The organism is Pontibacter cellulosilyticus, from assembly GCF_014306105.1.
Lineage (GTDB): Bacteria > Bacteroidota > Bacteroidia > Cytophagales > Hymenobacteraceae > Pontibacter > Pontibacter cellulosilyticus.
On record NZ_JACRVF010000002.1, the window covers coordinates 390,849 to 407,417 of the forward strand.

The window sequence follows — 16,569 nt, forward strand, 5'->3', positions numbered from 1 at the left end:
GTATAGCAGTAGTGCAGCAGCAGTGATCAGAGGGAGACTGAAAGTATAATATTATTCATCCTGCGCACACCCAAAGGTTGCCGCGCCAGGAGTGTATGTAATTGTGTAAGTGGTTGATGATGTTATGTTTGATATTTTTTTGTAGTTGCTAGTAATTTTAAAAGGAATATGTACCTTTGCCTTATTAATTAATTTATTTCGTAATGAAGACAGGTAAAGTAAAATTCTACAACGTATCAAAAGGTTTCGGTTTCATTGTTGCTGATGATACAAACCAGGACATCTTTGTGCACCAGACTGGTTTGGTACACGAAATTCGTGAGAACGACCGCGTATCTTTTGAAGTTAAGGATGGCAAAAAAGGATTGAATGCAATCAACGTAGAGAAAATCTAAGTTGTAAATATATAGTGCCGCAAGGCATCATTCATCTATTTTAACCCGCTCACTTAGTGAGCGGGTTTTTTTTCTGCTTTCTGTTCACCGTTCTCCTTTTTTTCCTGGTTACGCTCTTCGCCTTTCTCTAGGCCCTCCTGTATTAGTTCCTTTGCTTCTTCCTTATCCTCACAGTCTGCTTTTGGCGCTTCCTGCTCATCTCCGTTCAACGGCTCATAGTTAAGGCTGATAGCAATAGGGAAGTGGTCGGAACCGAATTTGCTCAATCTCCTTAAGCTAAGCAGCCTAAATTCCGGGTCGTAAAAAACATGATCCAAGGGGTAACGGAAGAAGGGCACAAGGGCATTGTAGGTGTTGTAAAAACCGCGTCCTACACGTGGGTCCAGCATCCCGCTTATTTTCTTAAATAGCTTTGTTGTGCTTGACCATGCCACATCATTCAGGTCGCCAGCTACTATACTTGGGTAGTTGGTTTTTTTTGCCTGTCGTGCCACCATAAGAAGTTCCGCCTCACGTGTTTCTGTATTAAGCATTAAACGCGGGGGCTGTGGATGCACAGTGAACAAGTCAAATTTTTTGCCGTTAGGCAGCTCTATAACAGTGTAGAAAGAAGGTATATCATCTTCAACCAGAAACCTTACTTCACTGTCGTGTAACTTAAACTTGCTCCAGAAGAGCATACCGTAAGTATTGTCTAGTGGTTTTTTGATAGAATATGGGAAATGCGCATCAAACTCTTTTCTCACACTTTCATGCCAAGCCTCATCTGGTTCGTTCATGATGAGCATATCCGGATTTTCCAGCAGTACAAGCTCTTTAAATTTTTGATGTTGCTTGTTCACCATCCGTACATTTGCAATCATTATGGTAAAAGCATTGGCGGGATGCTTCTGCTCAGTCCGCAACCCCTCTACCCTGGCAACAGGAGTAAACCAGAATACATACCTTATCTCGTTGACGATAGCTAAAAACCACACAACCAGCATGACTTTTTCTGTAGTGCCTCCTAATCCGAATGACAATATATAGGTTACAAGTATGATAGTGAGGAAAACAGCAACGTGCAGTCTCGGAAAGTCCAATACCCTGATCCACCAAAGCGGCGATTTGATAAATGGAAGTATAGAGAAGAGTGTAAAAATAAAACCAAATATTATAAGAGCGGACTTCATGTTTGCTGTGGTACTTATATGTGTTGCGTGTTTGTGAATACTTATACCGTACAGGTTTTGTTGCTAACACACCTGTGCAATACTTATAAGTAGAGGCTAATTTATTGCTATGCAGAACTGCTGCAAAAGAAAAAGCCCCACGCACATATATACGCAGGGCTTTTTCTTTTATAGTAGGATCTTTTAGTGCTACTCTGTTTTATTTTCGGCAACGCGCACGCCAACAGCTAAAATATGCGGCAGCGGGTCGCGGCGCATGTACTGCGTCAGCTTCAGTTTATACTTGCCTTGCTTGCTAAACTTTACGTTATCAAGTGCCAAGGCCTGCAGGTCAAATGTATCGCTGGAGCCATCACCCAAAGGCTTGCCTGTTTTGGCATCCATCAGCAATAACTCGTGCAGTTTAGTAGATACCTCAGCTCCATCCGGACCTAGCAGCTCGTGGCGCAAGTACAGGTTATAAAAGTCGTACTGCAGGTTGTAGCGCACATTAAAATATACATCATATACTTTAGTAGTATCCTGAATTTCAAACTCGAAAACAGGGGCGTTGTCAATCTGCCAGTTACTATCAGGCAGCTCTACATTCTGCTCGTACACGCGGGCTGGGTCGCAGCTGGTTATAACAAACAGTAAGGCAGCAGCCCACAACACTAGTTTTTTATGCATCGTTGCGCGGTGGTTTGTTAGCATCTTGGTCAGACTTCTTTCCTCTGAAAGGCTTTCTGTTGCGCTTCTTTGGCCTCTGGTCAGGGTTTCTTTCCTCCCCGGCGGCTGGGGCATTACCAGTTTGCCCTTCAGCTCTAGGAGGCCTTGGTGGCCTGTTCTCCCGGCGCTCTCTAGGCTCTCTGCCTTCACGCTGTTCTCTTGGCTCACGCAGTTCGCGTGGTCCACGTGCTTCTTTTGGTTCACGTTGCTCTCTGCCTTCACGAGGTTCTCGTTGTTCGCGGGGCGCTTTAGCCTCTCTAGGTTCTTTACCCTCGCCACGCGGCTCACGGTTCTCGCGGTCCTCACGGTTTTTGTTTTTGTTCTTGAAAGGCTTCTGCTTGCGCGGTTTCTGCTCATCGCTTCTTTCGCCACGCTCAGGTTGCTCCTGCTTCTTCTCAGATCGTTCTTTCTGCTGCTTAGGAACTTCTGTTACAGCTTGCTCAGGCTGTGCGCCAGCAGGCTTTTTCTTTTTCTTCTTTTTCTTCTTTTTGCTCTTAAACTTGTCGTCCAGGCGCTCCAGACTACCTTCTACCTGCGCTACAAACTCGTTCTGCTTCGGCTCTTCCTGCGGCACCAGCAACAATGTTTCTACGGCAACGCCTTTGGCATTCAGCTCCTGTATCTCCTGCACACGCTCCACTGGAACGGCATACCAGTTGTTGTCTCCCTTGTAGCCGAACCACATCATGCGCTTAAAGATATCCGTTTTCTGAAGTATGGCATCACCTTGTTGCGTCTGCAGTGGTCGGTTTACCGTCGGGATATCCTTCAGGGCATCCATGTAGGTTTCCAACTCATAGTTAAGGCAGCACTTAAGCCTGCCGCATTGGCCCGAAAGCTTGCTCGGGTTAAGCGAAAGGTTCTGGTAACGCGCCGCTGTGGTAGAAACGCTCTTAAAATCGGTAAGCCAGGTAGAGCAGCAAAGCTCACGACCGCACGAGCCTATGCCGCCCAAGCGACCTGCCTCATGGCGCAAGCTTATCTGGCGCATCTCAATACGCACCTTAAACTCCTCGGCCAGTTTTCTGATCAGGTCACGGAAGTCTACACGGTCATCGGCTGAGTAATAGAATGTAGCCTTGCTTTTATCAGCCTGGTACTCCACATCCGAGAGCTTCATTCTAAGCCCGAGTTGCTGAATGATCTCGCGGCTGCGGTACATGGTGGTGCCTTCAAGGTCTCTTACCTCGTTAAACTTCTCCATGTCTTTTTCATTGGCAATGCGGTAGATGCTGCGAATTTCTTCGTTGTTGTCTACCTTCTTTTTCATCATCTGCAGGCGAACCAACTCACCTTTTAATGATACAAAACCAATGTGATGCCCGTTTGGCACATCCACTACCACGGCATCGCCGGTTATAAGCTCTAACCTGTTTGTATTACGGTAGAAGTCTTTGCGACCTCCTTTAAATCTTATCTCAACTATGTCAAACTCCTCAAACGATACCGGTAACTCCATGTCGCTGAGCCAGTCGAACACGTTTAAACGGTTGCAGCCACCCGTGCTACATCCGCCGTTGCTTTTGCAGCCACCGGGTTTGGTGCCGCATCCGCCACTAGAACATGAACTACATCCCACTTTATATATCTCCTTATAATAGCCAGGCTATTCTTGTTTTCTAAAACTGTTAATTAACAAATATACTAAAATTTTAGGCTTTTGCTTTTGCTCCTCCTAAAAGTACAACTTATGCTGACAGCAGAAAGAGCTAATTAATTTTAACCGGCCCTATTAGCAAGCACAAGTAAGGCAGTAAAATACGAAAAATTTGCAGGCGTGGAGAAAGGCAGCGAATTAAAGTATATTTTTAAGGGATGTTTCGGAAGCTACTGTCACATGCGGCGATCTACGGACTGGCAGCACAGGTGCCCCGGCTGGCGGGTATACTTGCGCTACCGGTTATTACACCCTATCTCACGACTGTAGATTATGGTGTGGGCGGCGTGATAACAGCTTATGTCGTAGCCTTGAATACGTTAATATCGTTGGGACTATCGGTGGTGATGGTAAACAGTTTTGCGAAGCACCCACATCATTATAAATGGGTGTGGCGGCAACTGCATGGCTTCTTATCTGTGTGGGCAGTGGCAAACGGAGTTTTACTTACTGCTGTACTTTGGTGGGCTATTCCGGAGGAAGCCATGGTAAATCGTTGGGAGCTGCTTGCACTGAATGTGCTGCCGGTTGTACTGTTTGGGGTAACAGAATATCAAGGTACGCTCTTGTTCCTGATTTCGCAGCGGCCGGTTCCAGTTGCAATACGATCGTTTGTAGTGGGTGTTGCTACTGTTGGGCTCAACATTTATACGATTGCTTACCTGCGAATGGGCTACATGGGGTGGTTTTATGCCAACGCTGCCGGTGCACTGATCGGCTTTGTGTATTACAGTTACCCCATGTATCTAAAGGAAAAGATGTGGCCCATATTTAACTTTAAGTGGCCGCGCATCCGACAATCTTTAAAAATATCGCTGCCCATAATTCCGCATCACTTTTCTTTTTTCCTACTTGATACTTCTGACAGACTTGTGCTGGACCTACTGAAGGTACCTGTGCCGCGAATAGGTCTTTACAACATAGCGTCTAGTTTTGGATTATACTTTATGGCGGCGTCTAATGCAGTGGTGCAGGCCGCATCGCCTTTTTATTTGCAGTATTATTCTAAATCCGGTAAAGATATAGAGGCTGCCAGACAGGCAAGAAGTATGACCTTTGCTTTACAGCTGCTCTTTCTTGGGGTAACGTTTATACTTTGCCTCTGGCTGAAGGAACTGTTTATACTTTTGATCAGGAACAGCGAATTACAGCAGGCTTACCCGTTGGCCATCATACTGATGATGGGATACAACTACAAACCCATGTACCTGGGAGCTGTTAACCTGCTGTCGTACCGTGAGCACACTGGAGTACTTTGGAAAATATCTACTGTGGCTGGTGTAGGTAATGTTATTTTAAACCTGATACTGATACCCTATTTTGGCATTGAGGCGGCGGCTATTACCACTTTTGTCGCTTTAATGTACATGGGATATTCTGGTTATGCCTTAAAGGAGTATAAGCAGATTGCTGAAGTAAATTATCATCCCTGGCTGTGGCTGCTGGTAAATATTATGGCGTTGCTGGCGGTATACCTGCTAAAAGATGTCGACCTGGAGTATAAAGCTATACTTACAGCTTTTCTAGGTGCTGGGGCAAGTATAGGATATCTATACTTTGGAAAGCGTTTAGCCTGGAGTAGCTAGCGGCTTTTTCGTGGCCTATCCTTAAGAAGGCTGTAATACAAAGTCATCAGCTTTTGGTGCAGCACATGGTTATCAAAATTTTGCTGAACGTAAGCACGGCCTGCCTTGCCCATTTGCCTGCAAGTCTCAGGGTGCTTCAACAGGAAATCTATTTTATCGGCAATGGCTGCTGCGTTTTTCTGCTCTACCACAAAGCCAGATTTACCAGGTAACATTCCTTCGGGTATGCCACCAGCATCTGTAACAACCAATGGTAACGCCATGCTTTGAGCCTCCTGCACCACCAGCCCCTGTGCCTCTATTTCTCCGTTTACTGCCTTAATCCCAGCTAAAACAAAAACATCAACATTGTTGTAATGCTCCAGAACCTGCTCCTGTGTGGCGGCACCATGTAAAAATACATGCTGGGTTAGTTTAAGCTCTTTTATAAGCTGCTCTAGCTCCTGCCGCTGTTCGCCTTCGCCAAGTATGTGATAACGAATGTCTGGATAAGTAGGTAGAAGTTGCGAAACAGACACAATGCTATACTTGAGCCCTTTGAACTCAGTGAGGCGTGCTACGGTAAGTATGGTAGGTATGTGATGTTTGCTGCCTCTGTTATTATCTGGAGAGAACTTTTTTGTATTTAACCCTACTGGTAAATACGCGATGTTGGCTTCCGGTATGCCAAGGTTAATTGCCTTCTGCTTCGTATAATGTGAGTTAACAGTAAAAAGCCTGCATTCCTTTGCAAGGTCTTTATACAACCCTTTTCTTGATGCATGACTTTGCCTAGAAAGAAACTCTCTATGGTTTACATCATATCCATGAAAGGAAGTAATCAGCTCACCCTGCAGCAAGCCCAGTTCTCTTAAATTAAGTGCTTTAATGGCGTTAGGGCCAAAATGACAGTGTACCACATCAAACTGCTTATGACCTAGAAAGGGAACAGTGTCATAGAAGAAATCCAGGTTCAGGGCGTACCTGCCATACTTTATAAAGTTGAGCGTTTGCAGCAGGTGTTTGGCGTGTCGGTAGTTCGCCAGCAATAGTTTTAGTGCTTTAGCCAGTCTTCTAACTTTGCTCTTGGGGATATGAGGGCGATAAACTGTTTTAGAAAGCATATTATACTTTTCGATAACAGCGTGCCTGGTCCAGTTCTCAGGCTGTCCGGTAGAAAATATCGTTACATCGTGGCCCTCTTCAAACAAAGGTGCCAGCTGGTTTAGAAGGTACGTTTCTGAAAGCGCTGGGAAAAAACTGATAGAGTAGGCAATTCTGAGCTTCATGCGCATCTAAATTAGCAAATTGCCTTGCTCAGTGCAATCAGGTAGTTAGGATTTATACTTCGTAAATATGCTGAAGCAATAGCAATACACACTTTGGCAGGTGAAACGTCAAAAAGAAAAGGGAGGCAATTGCCTCCCTTGCATGCTTTAGAAATTGAACTAAGGCTTTAAAACTACCTTCACACAGTTGTCCTCTTTCTTTTTAAATATCTCATAGCCGTGTGCAGCCTGATCGAGTGGTAGGGTATGAGTAATAATGTCATCTAATTTAACTTTACCTTCCTGCACCAGTTTCATCAGGTGGTCAATGTATATCTGTACAGGAGCCTGGGTACCCATAAGCGTCACGCCTTTATCAAACCAGCGGTAAATTGGGAAGTTGTCGAAGGCGGATCCATATACACCAACCACACTCACAATACCAGCTCTGCGAACGGCTCTCAGGCAGGTTTCCAACACTTTTGGTGTTCCTTTTTCTATATTGATAACGGCTTTGGCTTTATCTAGAAAACTACGATCTGCTTCCATACCAACGGCATCAATACATACATCTGCTCCTCGGCCTTCCGTCATACTTCTTATTATCTCTACTACCTGGTCCTGGTCCTGCCAAAGTATAGTTTCGGAGTTTGCTGCTTTTTTTGCCATGTCCAGACGGTACTGCTGCACATCTACGTTTATCACCCTTCCGGCACCCATGAGCCATGCCGATTTTGCAGCCATGATACCGACAGGTCCCGCACCAAAAATGGCCACTGTTTCACCGCCTTTAATTCTGCCCCAGTCGGCGGCGGCCCAGCCAGTCGGGAAAATATCTGTCAGGAAAAGCACTTGTTCATCGGTTAACCCATCGGGCACCAGGCGCGGACCATAATCTGCATAAGGCACTCTTACATATTCTGCCTGGCCTCCGCTATAACCGCCGTATAAATCTGTGTAGCCAAAAAGCGCAGCTCCTTTTTCTGATAAAAAGCCACCATCAGGCCCGTACATTGGGTTAGAGTTTTCGCATTGGGTTGGCCATTGATGCGTGCAGAAGTAGCAGGTGCCGCAGGCAATCGGGAAAGGCACTACCACACGGTCTCCCTTTTTGAGGTTGCCTACCCCTGGTCCAACTTCCTCCACGATGCCCATAAACTCATGGCCCAAAACCATATTATTCATTTGTGGTACAAAACCATCTAAGATGTGCAGGTCTGATCCACAAATTGCTGTGGAAGTAACTCTGATAATAGCGTCACGGCTTTCTTCTATGCGTGGGTCGTCTACTGTTTCAACGCGTACGTCGTTAATTTTGTGAAAAACAAGTGCTTTCATAGTTTGTGGTGTTTGTTAAGTATAACCCAGCAGGCTGGGCTTCTGAATAAAATAACTAACGTCTTAATAGAAAACTAGTTATGAAGTTTGAAGCACTGGGATTAGAAAAGCATAAGAGCCGTAGGATATGAAGCATAGATTAATCATAAGGTATACCGTCAGCATTTAATACAGAATGACAGATTTTCGCTTCTCTTTACTAAAGGCACAGGACATGCCCTTGCTGCACCAAACGTTTCTGAAAGCATTTGCTGACTATGTTGTGCCGATACAGCTGAATGCGGAACAATTTAAGTCAAAGCTGCAGCGCGAAGGAATAGAGCCGGGCTTTTGTGTGGGTGCTTTCTACAAAGAACATATGGCAGGATTTATACTTACCGGCGTAGGGGAGTGGCAGGGTAAGCCAACAGCCTATAACGCAGGAACAGGTGTAGTGCCTGTCTACAGAGGGCATAAGTTAACGCAGCAAATGTACATGTTCCTAATGTCCAAGTTGCGTGAGTCTGGGATTGAGGTTTGCTTACTGGAAGTGATACAGGGGAACACAGCTGCATTGAAAAGTTACCAGCGGATAGGTATGCAAAGAACCCGCTCTCTGGACTGCTTTAGGGTAAGAAAGGAGGAATTACTGCTAAGGGCTGATGCACCAGAAAATATCAGTATCGCGAAATCCGTAAAGCCAGCGTGGGAAGAATATCGAAGCTTCTGGGATATTGCCCCTACCTGGCAAAACACGATTGCCGCCATCAAACGCAGCAGAAACGATAACGTGATACTGGAGGCACGCAACCAGGAACAGCACCTTTGTGGCTACATTATTTTTTACCCGAAAAATGGAGCTGTGGCACAGTTAGCTGTGAAAGAAGAGCACCGGTGTAATGGCGTAAGTACAGCTTTGTTGCGGGAGGCGGTTAATCAAATTCAGGCACCGGCCCTCATGTGCATTAACATTGATACCAAGGGAACAGGCGTGATTTCATATCTTAAGCAGCGTTACTTTAAGCTCATCCTGAGTCAGTATGAGATGCAGGTGCCGATTACATAAACAAGAATGAACTAAGCTACTTCAGTAGCTGGATTATGTGTGTAATGGTTGGCTTTCTTTCGGATTGCCCCAAAACTTAGAAGTGCACACAGTAGTACAAAGTATGAAGCTGCTAGTATCCAAGTACTTTGATAGCCAACTACGACTGATTCTGTAGGGAAAATATCCACAGTAATGTAATAAACAATATTTGACGCCCAATGTATACCCAGCGTTAACCAAAGCGACTTTGTTAGCTGCATGGCTGTTGCCAGTACAAGTCCAAGTATAAATAAGTACGTCAGCACGGAGGGGTGATCTGCCAGGCGCCAGATATGGTTTAGCACATACACCACCGCAGAAAATAATACCCATGCATTTGCAGGCATACGTTTGCTTAAATGCTTAAACAGGTAACCTCTGGTAAGGATATCTTCAGCCAGAGATGGCCAGAAGGTCATGAACATGATCCACCAGATCTTATCGAAGAAAACTTCTGCTCCGGGTGTTTCGGTAATCCGCTCATAACCTAAATAAATTGAGACACCCGTTGACAAGCCCACAAAGCAAGAGCCTAAAACCATACCTGTCAAAAGCTTTGCCCACCACTGCTGCTGCAGACCTAAGCCCCAGCTTTGTAATCCCTCCAGCTTTTGTGCCCTGGCCACTGCATAGCTCACAACTACAAACGAGAGCATGGCTACAGCCGAAACAGCCATTGATTGAAAGAACTCGTGGGAGTGATAAACAGCGAAGAGCGCAGCGAAACCAGCAATTATACTTGTGGTGCTGCTGTGTAATACAGGATTGGCGATTTTCATAGTTAGTAGTTAGCTAGAAGCAAATATAATTGCTTTCTGAGGGTTTTGCCAAGGTGGCTCATCAGAAGTAGCTATATTTACATTTTAAACAATAAGCATGAATACAGCGTGGATATACCTGATACTGGCCGGCATCTGTGAGATTGGCTGGGCTTTTGGGCTTAAGTATAGCGAAGGCTTTACAAAACTGGGAGTAAGTATAGTTACCGTGGTGGTAATGATCCTGAGCTTCGTGTTGCTTGCCCAGGCTATGAAGCATTTGCCGCTGGGCACAGCCTATGCCATCTGGACCGGCATTGGAGCCGCTGGCACAGCCATACTTGGTATCGTGTTCCTGAACGAGCCGCGCGACGCTATCAGAATTTTCTGTATACTTTTAATTATTGTGGGTGTAATAGGGCTGAAGGTTTTCTCGGGAGCTAAATAACTACCAGGTGTAAATATCCAAGGCTCTGGTATTGAATAAGTATAGCTGCCCTTCGCTGGCTAAAGCAGTTATGTATGGCTTAGGGAGTGGCAAAGTTCGTGTTTCGGAAGTATAAAGGTTCACAAAATGCAGTACCCCGGCCTTTACAAAGTATAGCTCATTACCCATAAAATTGATATAATCTACGCCAGCTATAGGCAGCTTTCGTTTGTAGTTGCCCAGGTTATCAAACACAAAAATGCCGTTGGCATCCAGAAGGTACACCATATTCTGATACTCCCGCAGTTGCTTTACATTAAAACGCTCTTTTTCCAGGATCAGGTTTAGCGGGGTTTCGATGGTTACTTGGCGTAGCTGCATGTTCAGCTTGCTTAGCGTAAGGTTTGTTTCATCAAAAAGCCAGAAGCTGTCATCAGAGGCCAGGGCTGCTGCTTTGGCTGTGCCCTTGTAGTTAATATCCCGCAGGGTTGTATTGCCGATAGGGCGCAGGAATCTGTCCAGCAGAAATAGCTCCTGACGGTCTTCGTAAAACAGCAGGATTTTCATGGGGTTCCAGGCATCAATGCTGGCAATGCGGCCCCGCGATGGCGGCGAAAAGGTGCCTAAAGCATTTCCTAAAGAGTCTATCCTAAGCAGGCTGCGGTTAGGCGCCAGAAAATAAATATTACCGTTGCGGTCTTTGGAGATGGTGGTAGGGGAGGTAACGGCTATGCTGTGGCTATACTTTAGTTTAAGAGGCAGCACTGCTTCCTGCGCAAAAGCCGGGGCTAGTGCCGTAAGCAACGCCAGTACAAGTATAGCTATGTGATTTTTAGCCTTCAAAGGTCTTTAGTTCAAAGTTTTCTCCGTCGTACACACCATACGTGCAAAAATTGACCCACTCTCCCAGATTCAGGTAGCGGCTGCTTTCTGCAATGGGTACATCTAATGGCAAATGGCGGTGACCAAACACATAAAAGTCATGGTGTTTGTCGGCTTCTACTTCTTTACAGTACTGTACCAGCCACTCGTCTTCACCTAGATAGGCTTCATCTTTTTTGATATTGCTGATGCGGCTTCTTCTAGACCACATATTGGCTACACCAATGCCCAGGTTCGGATGAACACGCGCAAAAAGCCACTGACATACTTTGTTATCAAAAACGCGCTTCAGCACTTTATAGGTATGGTCGCCGGGACCTAAACCATCGCCGTGGCCAATATAGAAAGTATGGCCGTTTATACTTGTGGAGATAGGTTTACGAAGTATAGGAATGTTCAGCTCTTTCGGAAAGTAATCGAACATCCACATATCGTGGTTCCCCGTGAAAAAGTATACTGGTATGCCTGCATCTGTGATCTCTGCCAGTTTCCCCTGTAGCCTGATAAAGCCCTTCGGAATAGCATGCCTGTACTCAAACCAGAAGTCGAAGATATCGCCCAGCAAAAGTATGGCGGCGGCATCCTGCTTTGCCATATCCAGCCATTTCACGATTTTTCTTTCGCGTGCAAGACTGGCTTCGGCATTGGGTACGCCTAAATGGAAATCGGAGGCAAAGTATATTTTTTTACCTGACTCTAACTTGTTAATGCGGAAGGTCATCAATCAGGAAAAGTACTAGCTGTTTAGGGCCATGTGCGCCCATTACCAATGTTTTTTCGATATCGGCTGTGCGGCTCGGGCCACTCACCATTGATACCATAGAAGGAAAGTTGTCTTTATACTTATCCCGAATGCGCTGCAGGCCATCTTTGATATCCGGTACCAACTGGCTGGCTTTCGCTACCACCATGTGTGTTGGCGGGTAAATACTTAAACGGCGGCCACCGGCATTCGCAGAGCTCACAAGTACACTACCTGTGCGGGTGATCAGGGATTCGCAGGTGGTAAGGCTGGCTTCCGCATCGCGCACGAAGCCATCTTGATCTGCAGAGAACTCAATGCCTGCATGGTGGAGCGCATTTTGCAGGTTAGGCTCCCAAACGTACAGGTGCTGCAGGTTCTGCTCTTTTTTGTAGATGTACAGCTGGTCAAAAAAAGCCTCTTCGTTATCGCAGTAGATAAAAACACCTGCGTTTTTGATGAAGTTCTCAGCAAATACCACTGATAAATCCTCCAGTGCAATGGGTGTGTGCAGCGGAGAGGTGAAATCCGGGGTAGGAGGCAGAAAAGGCGCCGACTTAGCCAGCGCCTCTCTTACTCTTCTTAATACTATTTCTTTTGATTTTGCTTCGTACATGCTTGTTACTAAGCTGTTCTCGAGTTTATATTGTCCTCTTGTTCGGCATGAGAATTACCGTTGCCATTGCCCTCCAGCGGAGTACCCGGCACTGATCCTTCTGTCTGCTCAGGATGCTCTGTCTGTCCAAGCTCTACCGGGTGTGTTTGCTCCACTTCGCTCTTTGTCTGGCTTCTGTCAGTTCCTGAAGTATGCGCCTGGTAGGTAGTAAGCGCCTCAAAAGGACGCTTGCCTACTAAACGCTCTAAGTCGCTTTGGAATAGGATTTCCTTCTCCAGTAGCTCTTTTGCAACAATCTCAAGAGCATCAAATTTATCCCTTAATAGCGCTTTTGTACGCTCATAAGCAGAATTGATAATCTGACGAACTTCCTCATCAATTGTTTCGGCAGTTGCCTCAGAATATGGCTTGTTAAACGTCATCTCAGACTGCTTGGAATCGTAGAACGAAACATTGCCGATTTTAGCGTTCATACCATACATGGTTACAATGCTGTAAGCCATCTTCGTGATACGCTCCAGGTCACTTAGAGCACCTGTAGAGATCTTGCCGAAAACAATGTCCTCTGCAGCACGTCCGCCAAGGGCCATGCACATCTCGTCGATCAGCTGCTCGGTAGTATAAAGGAACTGCTCTTTTGGCAGGTACTGCGCATAACCTAAAGCGGCTACACCACGCGGTACTATACTTACTTTTACCAACGGATCGGCGTGCTCAAGGAACCAACCAGCAATGGCGTGGCCGGCCTCGTGGTAAGCCACAATTTTCTTCTCTTCCGGAGAGATGATCTTGTTCTTCTTCTCCAAACCACCAATTACGCGGTCAACAGCATCGTTAAAGTCCTGCATTTCTACAGCTTTTTTGTTGCGGCGTGCAGCAATTAGGGCGGCCTCGTTACAAACGTTAGCTATCTCGGCACCGGCAAAGCCTGGTGTCTGGGCAGCCAGCTTTTTAGCATCCACATCAGGAGCCAGCGTAAGCGGCTTCAGGTGCACTGCAAAGATCTCGGTACGTCCGTTAATATCTGGCTTGTCTATGCTTACCTGTCGGTCGAAACGGCCAGGACGTAACAAAGCTGAGTCAAGCGTATCAGGGCGGTTAGTAGCTGCGAGTATAATTACACCTGAGTCAGTTGCGAAACCATCCATCTCTACAAGCAGGGAGTTCAGCGTGTTCTCGCGTTCGTCGTTACCGCCTGGTGTAGTGCCACGGCTACGGTGACGACCAATAGCGTCAATCTCATCGATAAAGATGATACAAGGTGCTTTTGCTTTGGCTTGCTTAAACAAGTCGCGTACACGCGCTGCACCCACACCCACAAACATCTCCACAAAGTCGGAGCCTGATAGTGAGAAGAACGGTACATCGGCCTCGCCTGCAACAGCTTTAGCCAACAAGGTTTTACCGGTACCCGGAGGGCCCACCAGCAAAGCGCCTTTTGGTATCTTACCGCCAAGTATGGTAAACTTGCTTGGGTTTTTCAGAAACTCAACGATCTCCTGTACCTCTTCTTTTGCCTCTTCTAGGCCAGCCACATCCTTAAATGTGATCTTTACCTTGTTCTCAGCGTCGAAAAGGGCAGCTTTAGACTTGCCAATGTTAAATATCTGGCCGCCTGCACCACCGGATGTAACGCGGCGCATCAGGAACCAGAAGCCAAATACCAGTAGTATCAGGAAGCCCCACTGCAGGAAGAAGTCAGCAAAGCCGGTACGGTCTACCAAACTGTAAGGTACATGCTGCTCTTTCGGAACGTTAGCCTGCAGTTTGTCCAAGTCTTCTTTAAAAGACTCGGCAGAGATGATCTGGAAGTGATAATGCGGTCCTTGTTCCATGGTAAAGGTACCACGCTCAGTCAGGTCCGGCTTATACTTCTCATTCTCGATAGCCTCTTCTTTCAGGAAAACCTCCACGGTTTTGCCGTTTACGATGTTAAGTTTCTTAACATCCCCGCTTAGCAGCATCTCTTCAAACTCCGGTTGGGTAGTTTCTACAGAAGAATTGCTTTTGTTAAGGTAGGTAAGCCCGAAGATCAGCAGAATCAGCACTGCCAACATCCACAACTGCATAGTCGGGCGCGGGGGTGTGTTCGGGATAATCGGCTTTTTCTTTTTGTTATTGCCTTTTTTGTTATTTTCTGCCATTGATGTTTAGTTTCAGTTGTATGTAAACATTGGCCAAATCCTAATGTTTAGGCCAAATGTATTAGACAGACTCCACGTGTTTGATGCTGGCGTCGCCCCAAAGCTCCTCCAGTGCATAAAAGTCACGCTTTTCTTTCAGGAAGACGTGTGCCACCACATCTACGTAATCAAGCAGCACCCACTCTTTGTTGATGCGGCCTTCACTTTGCCATGGGTTTTGTCTTATTGCCTTGAATACCTCTTCCTCAATAGAAGTAGCGATGGCATCAAGTTGTGTATCGGAGCTTGCCGATGCTATAACGAAGTAATCTGATACGGCGTTTTTAAGCGATTTAAGGTTAATTATGACAATATCGGAAGCTTTTTTCTCCTGCATTCCCTTTACTACTAGTTCTGCCAATATGTCTGAATTAGCCTCAACCTTGGTTTCTTTCATTTGCTATACTTAAATTTGAATGTACAAAAGTATTAAATTCTGGGTTAAAGTATGTTGCCTAATACGCTGTTTATGGGTCAGCAGCTATATTTTCTGCCGGCTTGCCCTTCCACAAATTCTGAGGCCCAGCAGCTTCTTATCAAAAATGAAGCCACAGAAGGCTGTGCGGTAGTTACGGCACACCAGACTGCGGGTCGCGGGCAACGTGGCAACACCTGGGAAGCCGAACCCGGCAAAAACATAACCCTATCAGTTATACTTAAGCCAAAATTTCTGGCTATCAAACACCAGTTTTATCTTAATATGGCTGTGTCGTTGGGCGTGCTTGACCTGCTCCGTGAGTTAGGCCTGAAAAACGCGCAGGTAAAGTGGCCAAACGATTTATTCTTTGAAGATAAAAAACTTGGCGGGATTCTAATAGAAAACGCACTAAATAGCCTGACTTTACAACACAGTATAGTCGGGATTGGTTTAAATGTGAACCAGTTAGCTTTTGGTTATACAACGGCCACATCCCTGGCAAAAGTATTAGGTTATACCTTAGACCTGGAGCAAGTTACGAACAGGCTGCTCGAGTTGTTGGAAAAAAGATACCTGGAACTAAGAAATGATAAAACAGCTAAGCTAAAGTATGAGTACCTGCAGGCCTTATATCGCTATCAGGAACAGCACACGTACAGGGTTGATAACCGGCCAGTGATGGGGCAGATTTTAGGCGTAGATGAAGAAGGCCGGCTAGCTGTTGAGATCGAAGGCGAACTCCGGTACTTTGGGTTCAAAGAAATAGCCTTCGTTATTTAGGGCTTCTTTTTCTGGTACAGGGTTACCATCCGGGCCGGGTTATACTCCGGGGTAAGGTGCAGGCGCAGGTTTACATGGATATTTTCTGCCATAAAGCCGCTGGTAAGCTGGGGCGAGTTAATATGATGGTCTTTGGTGCTTACAACAAACAGCGACTGTAGTACAAAGCTGTTCCCTTGCTTTACCAATGTTCCTTTTATACTTCTTCGTTTTGCAACCCCATGAATGGTCAGGGTGCCGTAGGCAGTAACTTCTTTGCTGTTTTGGCTGAAGCTGGTCAGTTCTCCGTTAAAAGTTGCTTTGGGGTGCCTGTCGGTTTGCATATACTTATCATTGAATCGCTCCTGCATCAGGGAGTTAGCAAACTGAAATGACTTTACAGGTATCTCGAAATATACTTTACCATTTTCCGGATTTATACTTCCCTTTATCTCAGAGGAAGTTCCCTTGATCAGGTCAAGGGGGGCTCCGGCGGAAAAGGTGACCTGGCCGTTGCCGGTATACATATTTTGCTGTCCTAAGCTAACCTGCCAGCAAAGCGAAAAGGTTAGCAGCAGCACTAAAAGCGGTTTCATAAAAGTGGCGTATCTATAT

At 45.9% G+C, this 16,569-nt stretch carries 17 protein-coding genes; 5 read left to right on the forward strand and 12 right to left on the reverse strand.

The annotated features are described in order from the left end of the window. Window positions 1-203 precede the first annotated feature (203 nt). Window positions 204-395: a cold-shock protein gene (locus H8S84_RS09395; RefSeq protein WP_187067061.1), complete on the forward strand. Its 192-nt coding sequence runs from the start codon at window positions 204-206 to the stop codon at window positions 393-395. 53 nt (window positions 396-448) lie between these two features. Here H8S84_RS09395 and H8S84_RS09400 read toward each other — a convergent pair whose 3' ends face one another. The 3 genes from H8S84_RS09400 to ricT form a co-directional block, all read right to left on the reverse strand. Beyond that, the gene (locus tag H8S84_RS09400) at window positions 449-1,567 is read right to left on the reverse strand and encodes an endonuclease/exonuclease/phosphatase family protein (RefSeq protein ID WP_187067062.1); all 1,119 of its coding nucleotides are present in this window, start codon (window positions 1,565-1,567) and stop codon (window positions 449-451) included. Window positions 1,568-1,756: 189 nt separating this feature from the next. Continuing rightward, window positions 1,757-2,236 (reverse strand): gliding motility lipoprotein GldH, encoded by a 480-nt coding sequence (locus H8S84_RS09405; protein WP_187067063.1) that lies wholly within the window; start codon window positions 2,234-2,236, stop codon window positions 1,757-1,759. Beyond that, window positions 2,229-3,755, reverse strand: coding sequence for a regulatory iron-sulfur-containing complex subunit RicT (gene ricT / locus H8S84_RS09410; RefSeq protein WP_317175436.1), 1,527 nt, complete (start codon window positions 3,753-3,755; stop codon window positions 2,229-2,231). The genes H8S84_RS09405 and ricT overlap by 8 nt, the downstream gene beginning before the upstream one ends. A gap of 335 nt (window positions 3,756-4,090) precedes the next feature. Between ricT and H8S84_RS09415 the strand changes: the two genes are divergently transcribed. Beyond that, a complete protein-coding gene (locus H8S84_RS09415) occupies window positions 4,091-5,518 on the forward strand; it encodes a lipopolysaccharide biosynthesis protein (protein ID WP_187067064.1) in 1,428 nt (475 codons plus the stop codon). Here H8S84_RS09415 and H8S84_RS09420 read toward each other — a convergent pair. Together H8S84_RS09420 and H8S84_RS09425 are read right to left on the reverse strand one after the other, a co-directional pair. Continuing rightward, the gene (locus H8S84_RS09420) at window positions 5,515-6,786 is read right to left on the reverse strand and encodes a glycosyltransferase (protein WP_187067065.1); all 1,272 of its coding nucleotides are present in this window, start codon (window positions 6,784-6,786) and stop codon (window positions 5,515-5,517) included. The two genes, H8S84_RS09415 and H8S84_RS09420, sit on opposite strands and share 4 nt — an antisense overlap. A 159-nt stretch (window positions 6,787-6,945) precedes the next feature. After that, window positions 6,946-8,103 carry a zinc-dependent alcohol dehydrogenase gene (locus tag H8S84_RS09425; RefSeq protein ID WP_187067066.1) on the reverse strand — a complete coding sequence of 386 codons (1,158 nt, stop codon included), beginning with the start codon at window positions 8,101-8,103 and terminating at the stop codon, window positions 6,946-6,948. Window positions 8,104-8,278: 175 nt separating this feature from the next. Here H8S84_RS09425 and H8S84_RS09430 point away from each other — a divergent pair, with 175 nt between their 5' ends. Further along, the gene (locus H8S84_RS09430; RefSeq protein ID WP_187067067.1) at window positions 8,279-9,148 is read left to right on the forward strand and encodes a GNAT family N-acetyltransferase; all 870 of its coding nucleotides are present in this window, start codon (window positions 8,279-8,281) and stop codon (window positions 9,146-9,148) included. Between the two features lie 11 nt (window positions 9,149-9,159). Here H8S84_RS09430 and H8S84_RS09435 read toward each other — a convergent pair whose 3' ends face one another. Continuing rightward, window positions 9,160-9,948, reverse strand: a complete 789-nt coding sequence (locus tag H8S84_RS09435; RefSeq protein WP_187067068.1) for a CPBP family intramembrane glutamic endopeptidase — start codon at window positions 9,946-9,948, stop codon at window positions 9,160-9,162. A gap of 97 nt (window positions 9,949-10,045) precedes the next feature. On the opposite strand from H8S84_RS09435, the gene H8S84_RS09440 reads away from it, so the two are divergent. Next, complete coding sequence (locus tag H8S84_RS09440) at window positions 10,046-10,375, forward strand: DMT family transporter (RefSeq protein WP_187067069.1); 330 nt, start codon at window positions 10,046-10,048, stop codon at window positions 10,373-10,375. On the opposite strand, the gene H8S84_RS09445 is transcribed toward H8S84_RS09440, so the two are convergent. The 5 genes from H8S84_RS09445 to rsfS all read right to left on the reverse strand — a co-directional run bounded on the left by H8S84_RS09445 (window position 10,376) and on the right by rsfS (window position 15,174). Then, the gene (locus tag H8S84_RS09445) at window positions 10,376-11,197 is read right to left on the reverse strand and encodes a hypothetical protein (protein WP_187067070.1); all 822 of its coding nucleotides are present in this window, start codon (window positions 11,195-11,197) and stop codon (window positions 10,376-10,378) included. It lies immediately after the preceding gene. Then, a complete protein-coding gene (locus tag H8S84_RS09450) occupies window positions 11,187-11,957 on the reverse strand; it encodes a UDP-2,3-diacylglucosamine diphosphatase (RefSeq protein WP_187067071.1) in 771 nt (256 codons plus the stop codon). Before H8S84_RS09450 ends, H8S84_RS09445 begins: the two co-directional genes overlap by 11 nt. Continuing rightward, window positions 11,941-12,594: a LutC/YkgG family protein gene (locus H8S84_RS09455; RefSeq protein WP_187067072.1), complete on the reverse strand. Its 654-nt coding sequence runs from the start codon at window positions 12,592-12,594 to the stop codon at window positions 11,941-11,943. Before H8S84_RS09455 ends, H8S84_RS09450 begins: the two co-directional genes overlap by 17 nt. Window positions 12,595-12,602: 8 nt before the next feature. Then, complete coding sequence (ftsH, locus tag H8S84_RS09460; protein ID WP_187067073.1) at window positions 12,603-14,738, reverse strand: ATP-dependent zinc metalloprotease FtsH; 2,136 nt, start codon at window positions 14,736-14,738, stop codon at window positions 12,603-12,605. A gap of 61 nt (window positions 14,739-14,799) precedes the next feature. Further along, the gene (gene rsfS, locus H8S84_RS09465) at window positions 14,800-15,174 is read right to left on the reverse strand and encodes a ribosome silencing factor (protein ID WP_187067074.1); all 375 of its coding nucleotides are present in this window, start codon (window positions 15,172-15,174) and stop codon (window positions 14,800-14,802) included. Window positions 15,175-15,225: 51 nt separating this feature from the next. Here rsfS and H8S84_RS09470 point away from each other — a divergent pair, with 51 nt between their 5' ends. Further along, window positions 15,226-15,975 carry a biotin--[acetyl-CoA-carboxylase] ligase gene (locus H8S84_RS09470; RefSeq protein WP_187067075.1) on the forward strand — a complete coding sequence of 250 codons (750 nt, stop codon included), beginning with the start codon at window positions 15,226-15,228 and terminating at the stop codon, window positions 15,973-15,975. Here the strand turns inward: H8S84_RS09470 and H8S84_RS09475 are convergent. Then, window positions 15,972-16,550: a YceI family protein gene (locus tag H8S84_RS09475; protein ID WP_187067076.1), complete on the reverse strand. Its 579-nt coding sequence runs from the start codon at window positions 16,548-16,550 to the stop codon at window positions 15,972-15,974. The genes H8S84_RS09470 and H8S84_RS09475 overlap by 4 nt on opposite strands. Window positions 16,551-16,569 lie beyond the last annotated feature (19 nt).

Bases quoted from the DNA above. Each gene is read 5' to 3' on its own strand.
- H8S84_RS09395 (WP_187067061.1), top strand. From the start codon at position 204: ATGAAGACAGGTAAAGTAAAATTCTACAACGTATCAAAAGGTTTCGGT.
- H8S84_RS09400 (WP_187067062.1), bottom strand. From the start codon at position 1,567: ATGAAGTCCGCTCTTATAATATTTGGTTTTATTTTTACACTCTTCTCT.
- H8S84_RS09405 (WP_187067063.1), bottom strand. From the start codon at position 2,236: ATGCATAAAAAACTAGTGTTGTGGGCTGCTGCCTTACTGTTTGTTATA.
- H8S84_RS09415 (WP_187067064.1), top strand. From the start codon at position 4,091: ATGTTTCGGAAGCTACTGTCACATGCGGCGATCTACGGACTGGCAGCA.
- H8S84_RS09420 (WP_187067065.1), bottom strand. From the start codon at position 6,786: ATGAAGCTCAGAATTGCCTACTCTATCAGTTTTTTCCCAGCGCTTTCA.
- H8S84_RS09425 (WP_187067066.1), bottom strand. From the start codon at position 8,103: ATGAAAGCACTTGTTTTTCACAAAATTAACGACGTACGCGTTGAAACA.
- H8S84_RS09430 (WP_187067067.1), top strand. From the start codon at position 8,279: ATGACAGATTTTCGCTTCTCTTTACTAAAGGCACAGGACATGCCCTTG.
- H8S84_RS09435 (WP_187067068.1), bottom strand. From the start codon at position 9,948: ATGAAAATCGCCAATCCTGTATTACACAGCAGCACCACAAGTATAATT.
- H8S84_RS09440 (WP_187067069.1), top strand. From the start codon at position 10,046: ATGAATACAGCGTGGATATACCTGATACTGGCCGGCATCTGTGAGATT.
- H8S84_RS09450 (WP_187067071.1), bottom strand. From the start codon at position 11,957: ATGACCTTCCGCATTAACAAGTTAGAGTCAGGTAAAAAAATATACTTT.
- H8S84_RS09455 (WP_187067072.1), bottom strand. From the start codon at position 12,594: ATGTACGAAGCAAAATCAAAAGAAATAGTATTAAGAAGAGTAAGAGAG.
- ftsH (WP_187067073.1), bottom strand. From the start codon at position 14,738: ATGGCAGAAAATAACAAAAAAGGCAATAACAAAAAGAAAAAGCCGATT.
- rsfS (WP_187067074.1), bottom strand. From the start codon at position 15,174: ATGAAAGAAACCAAGGTTGAGGCTAATTCAGACATATTGGCAGAACTA.
- H8S84_RS09470 (WP_187067075.1), top strand. From the start codon at position 15,226: ATGTTGCCTAATACGCTGTTTATGGGTCAGCAGCTATATTTTCTGCCG.
- H8S84_RS09475 (WP_187067076.1), bottom strand. From the start codon at position 16,550: ATGAAACCGCTTTTAGTGCTGCTGCTAACCTTTTCGCTTTGCTGGCAG.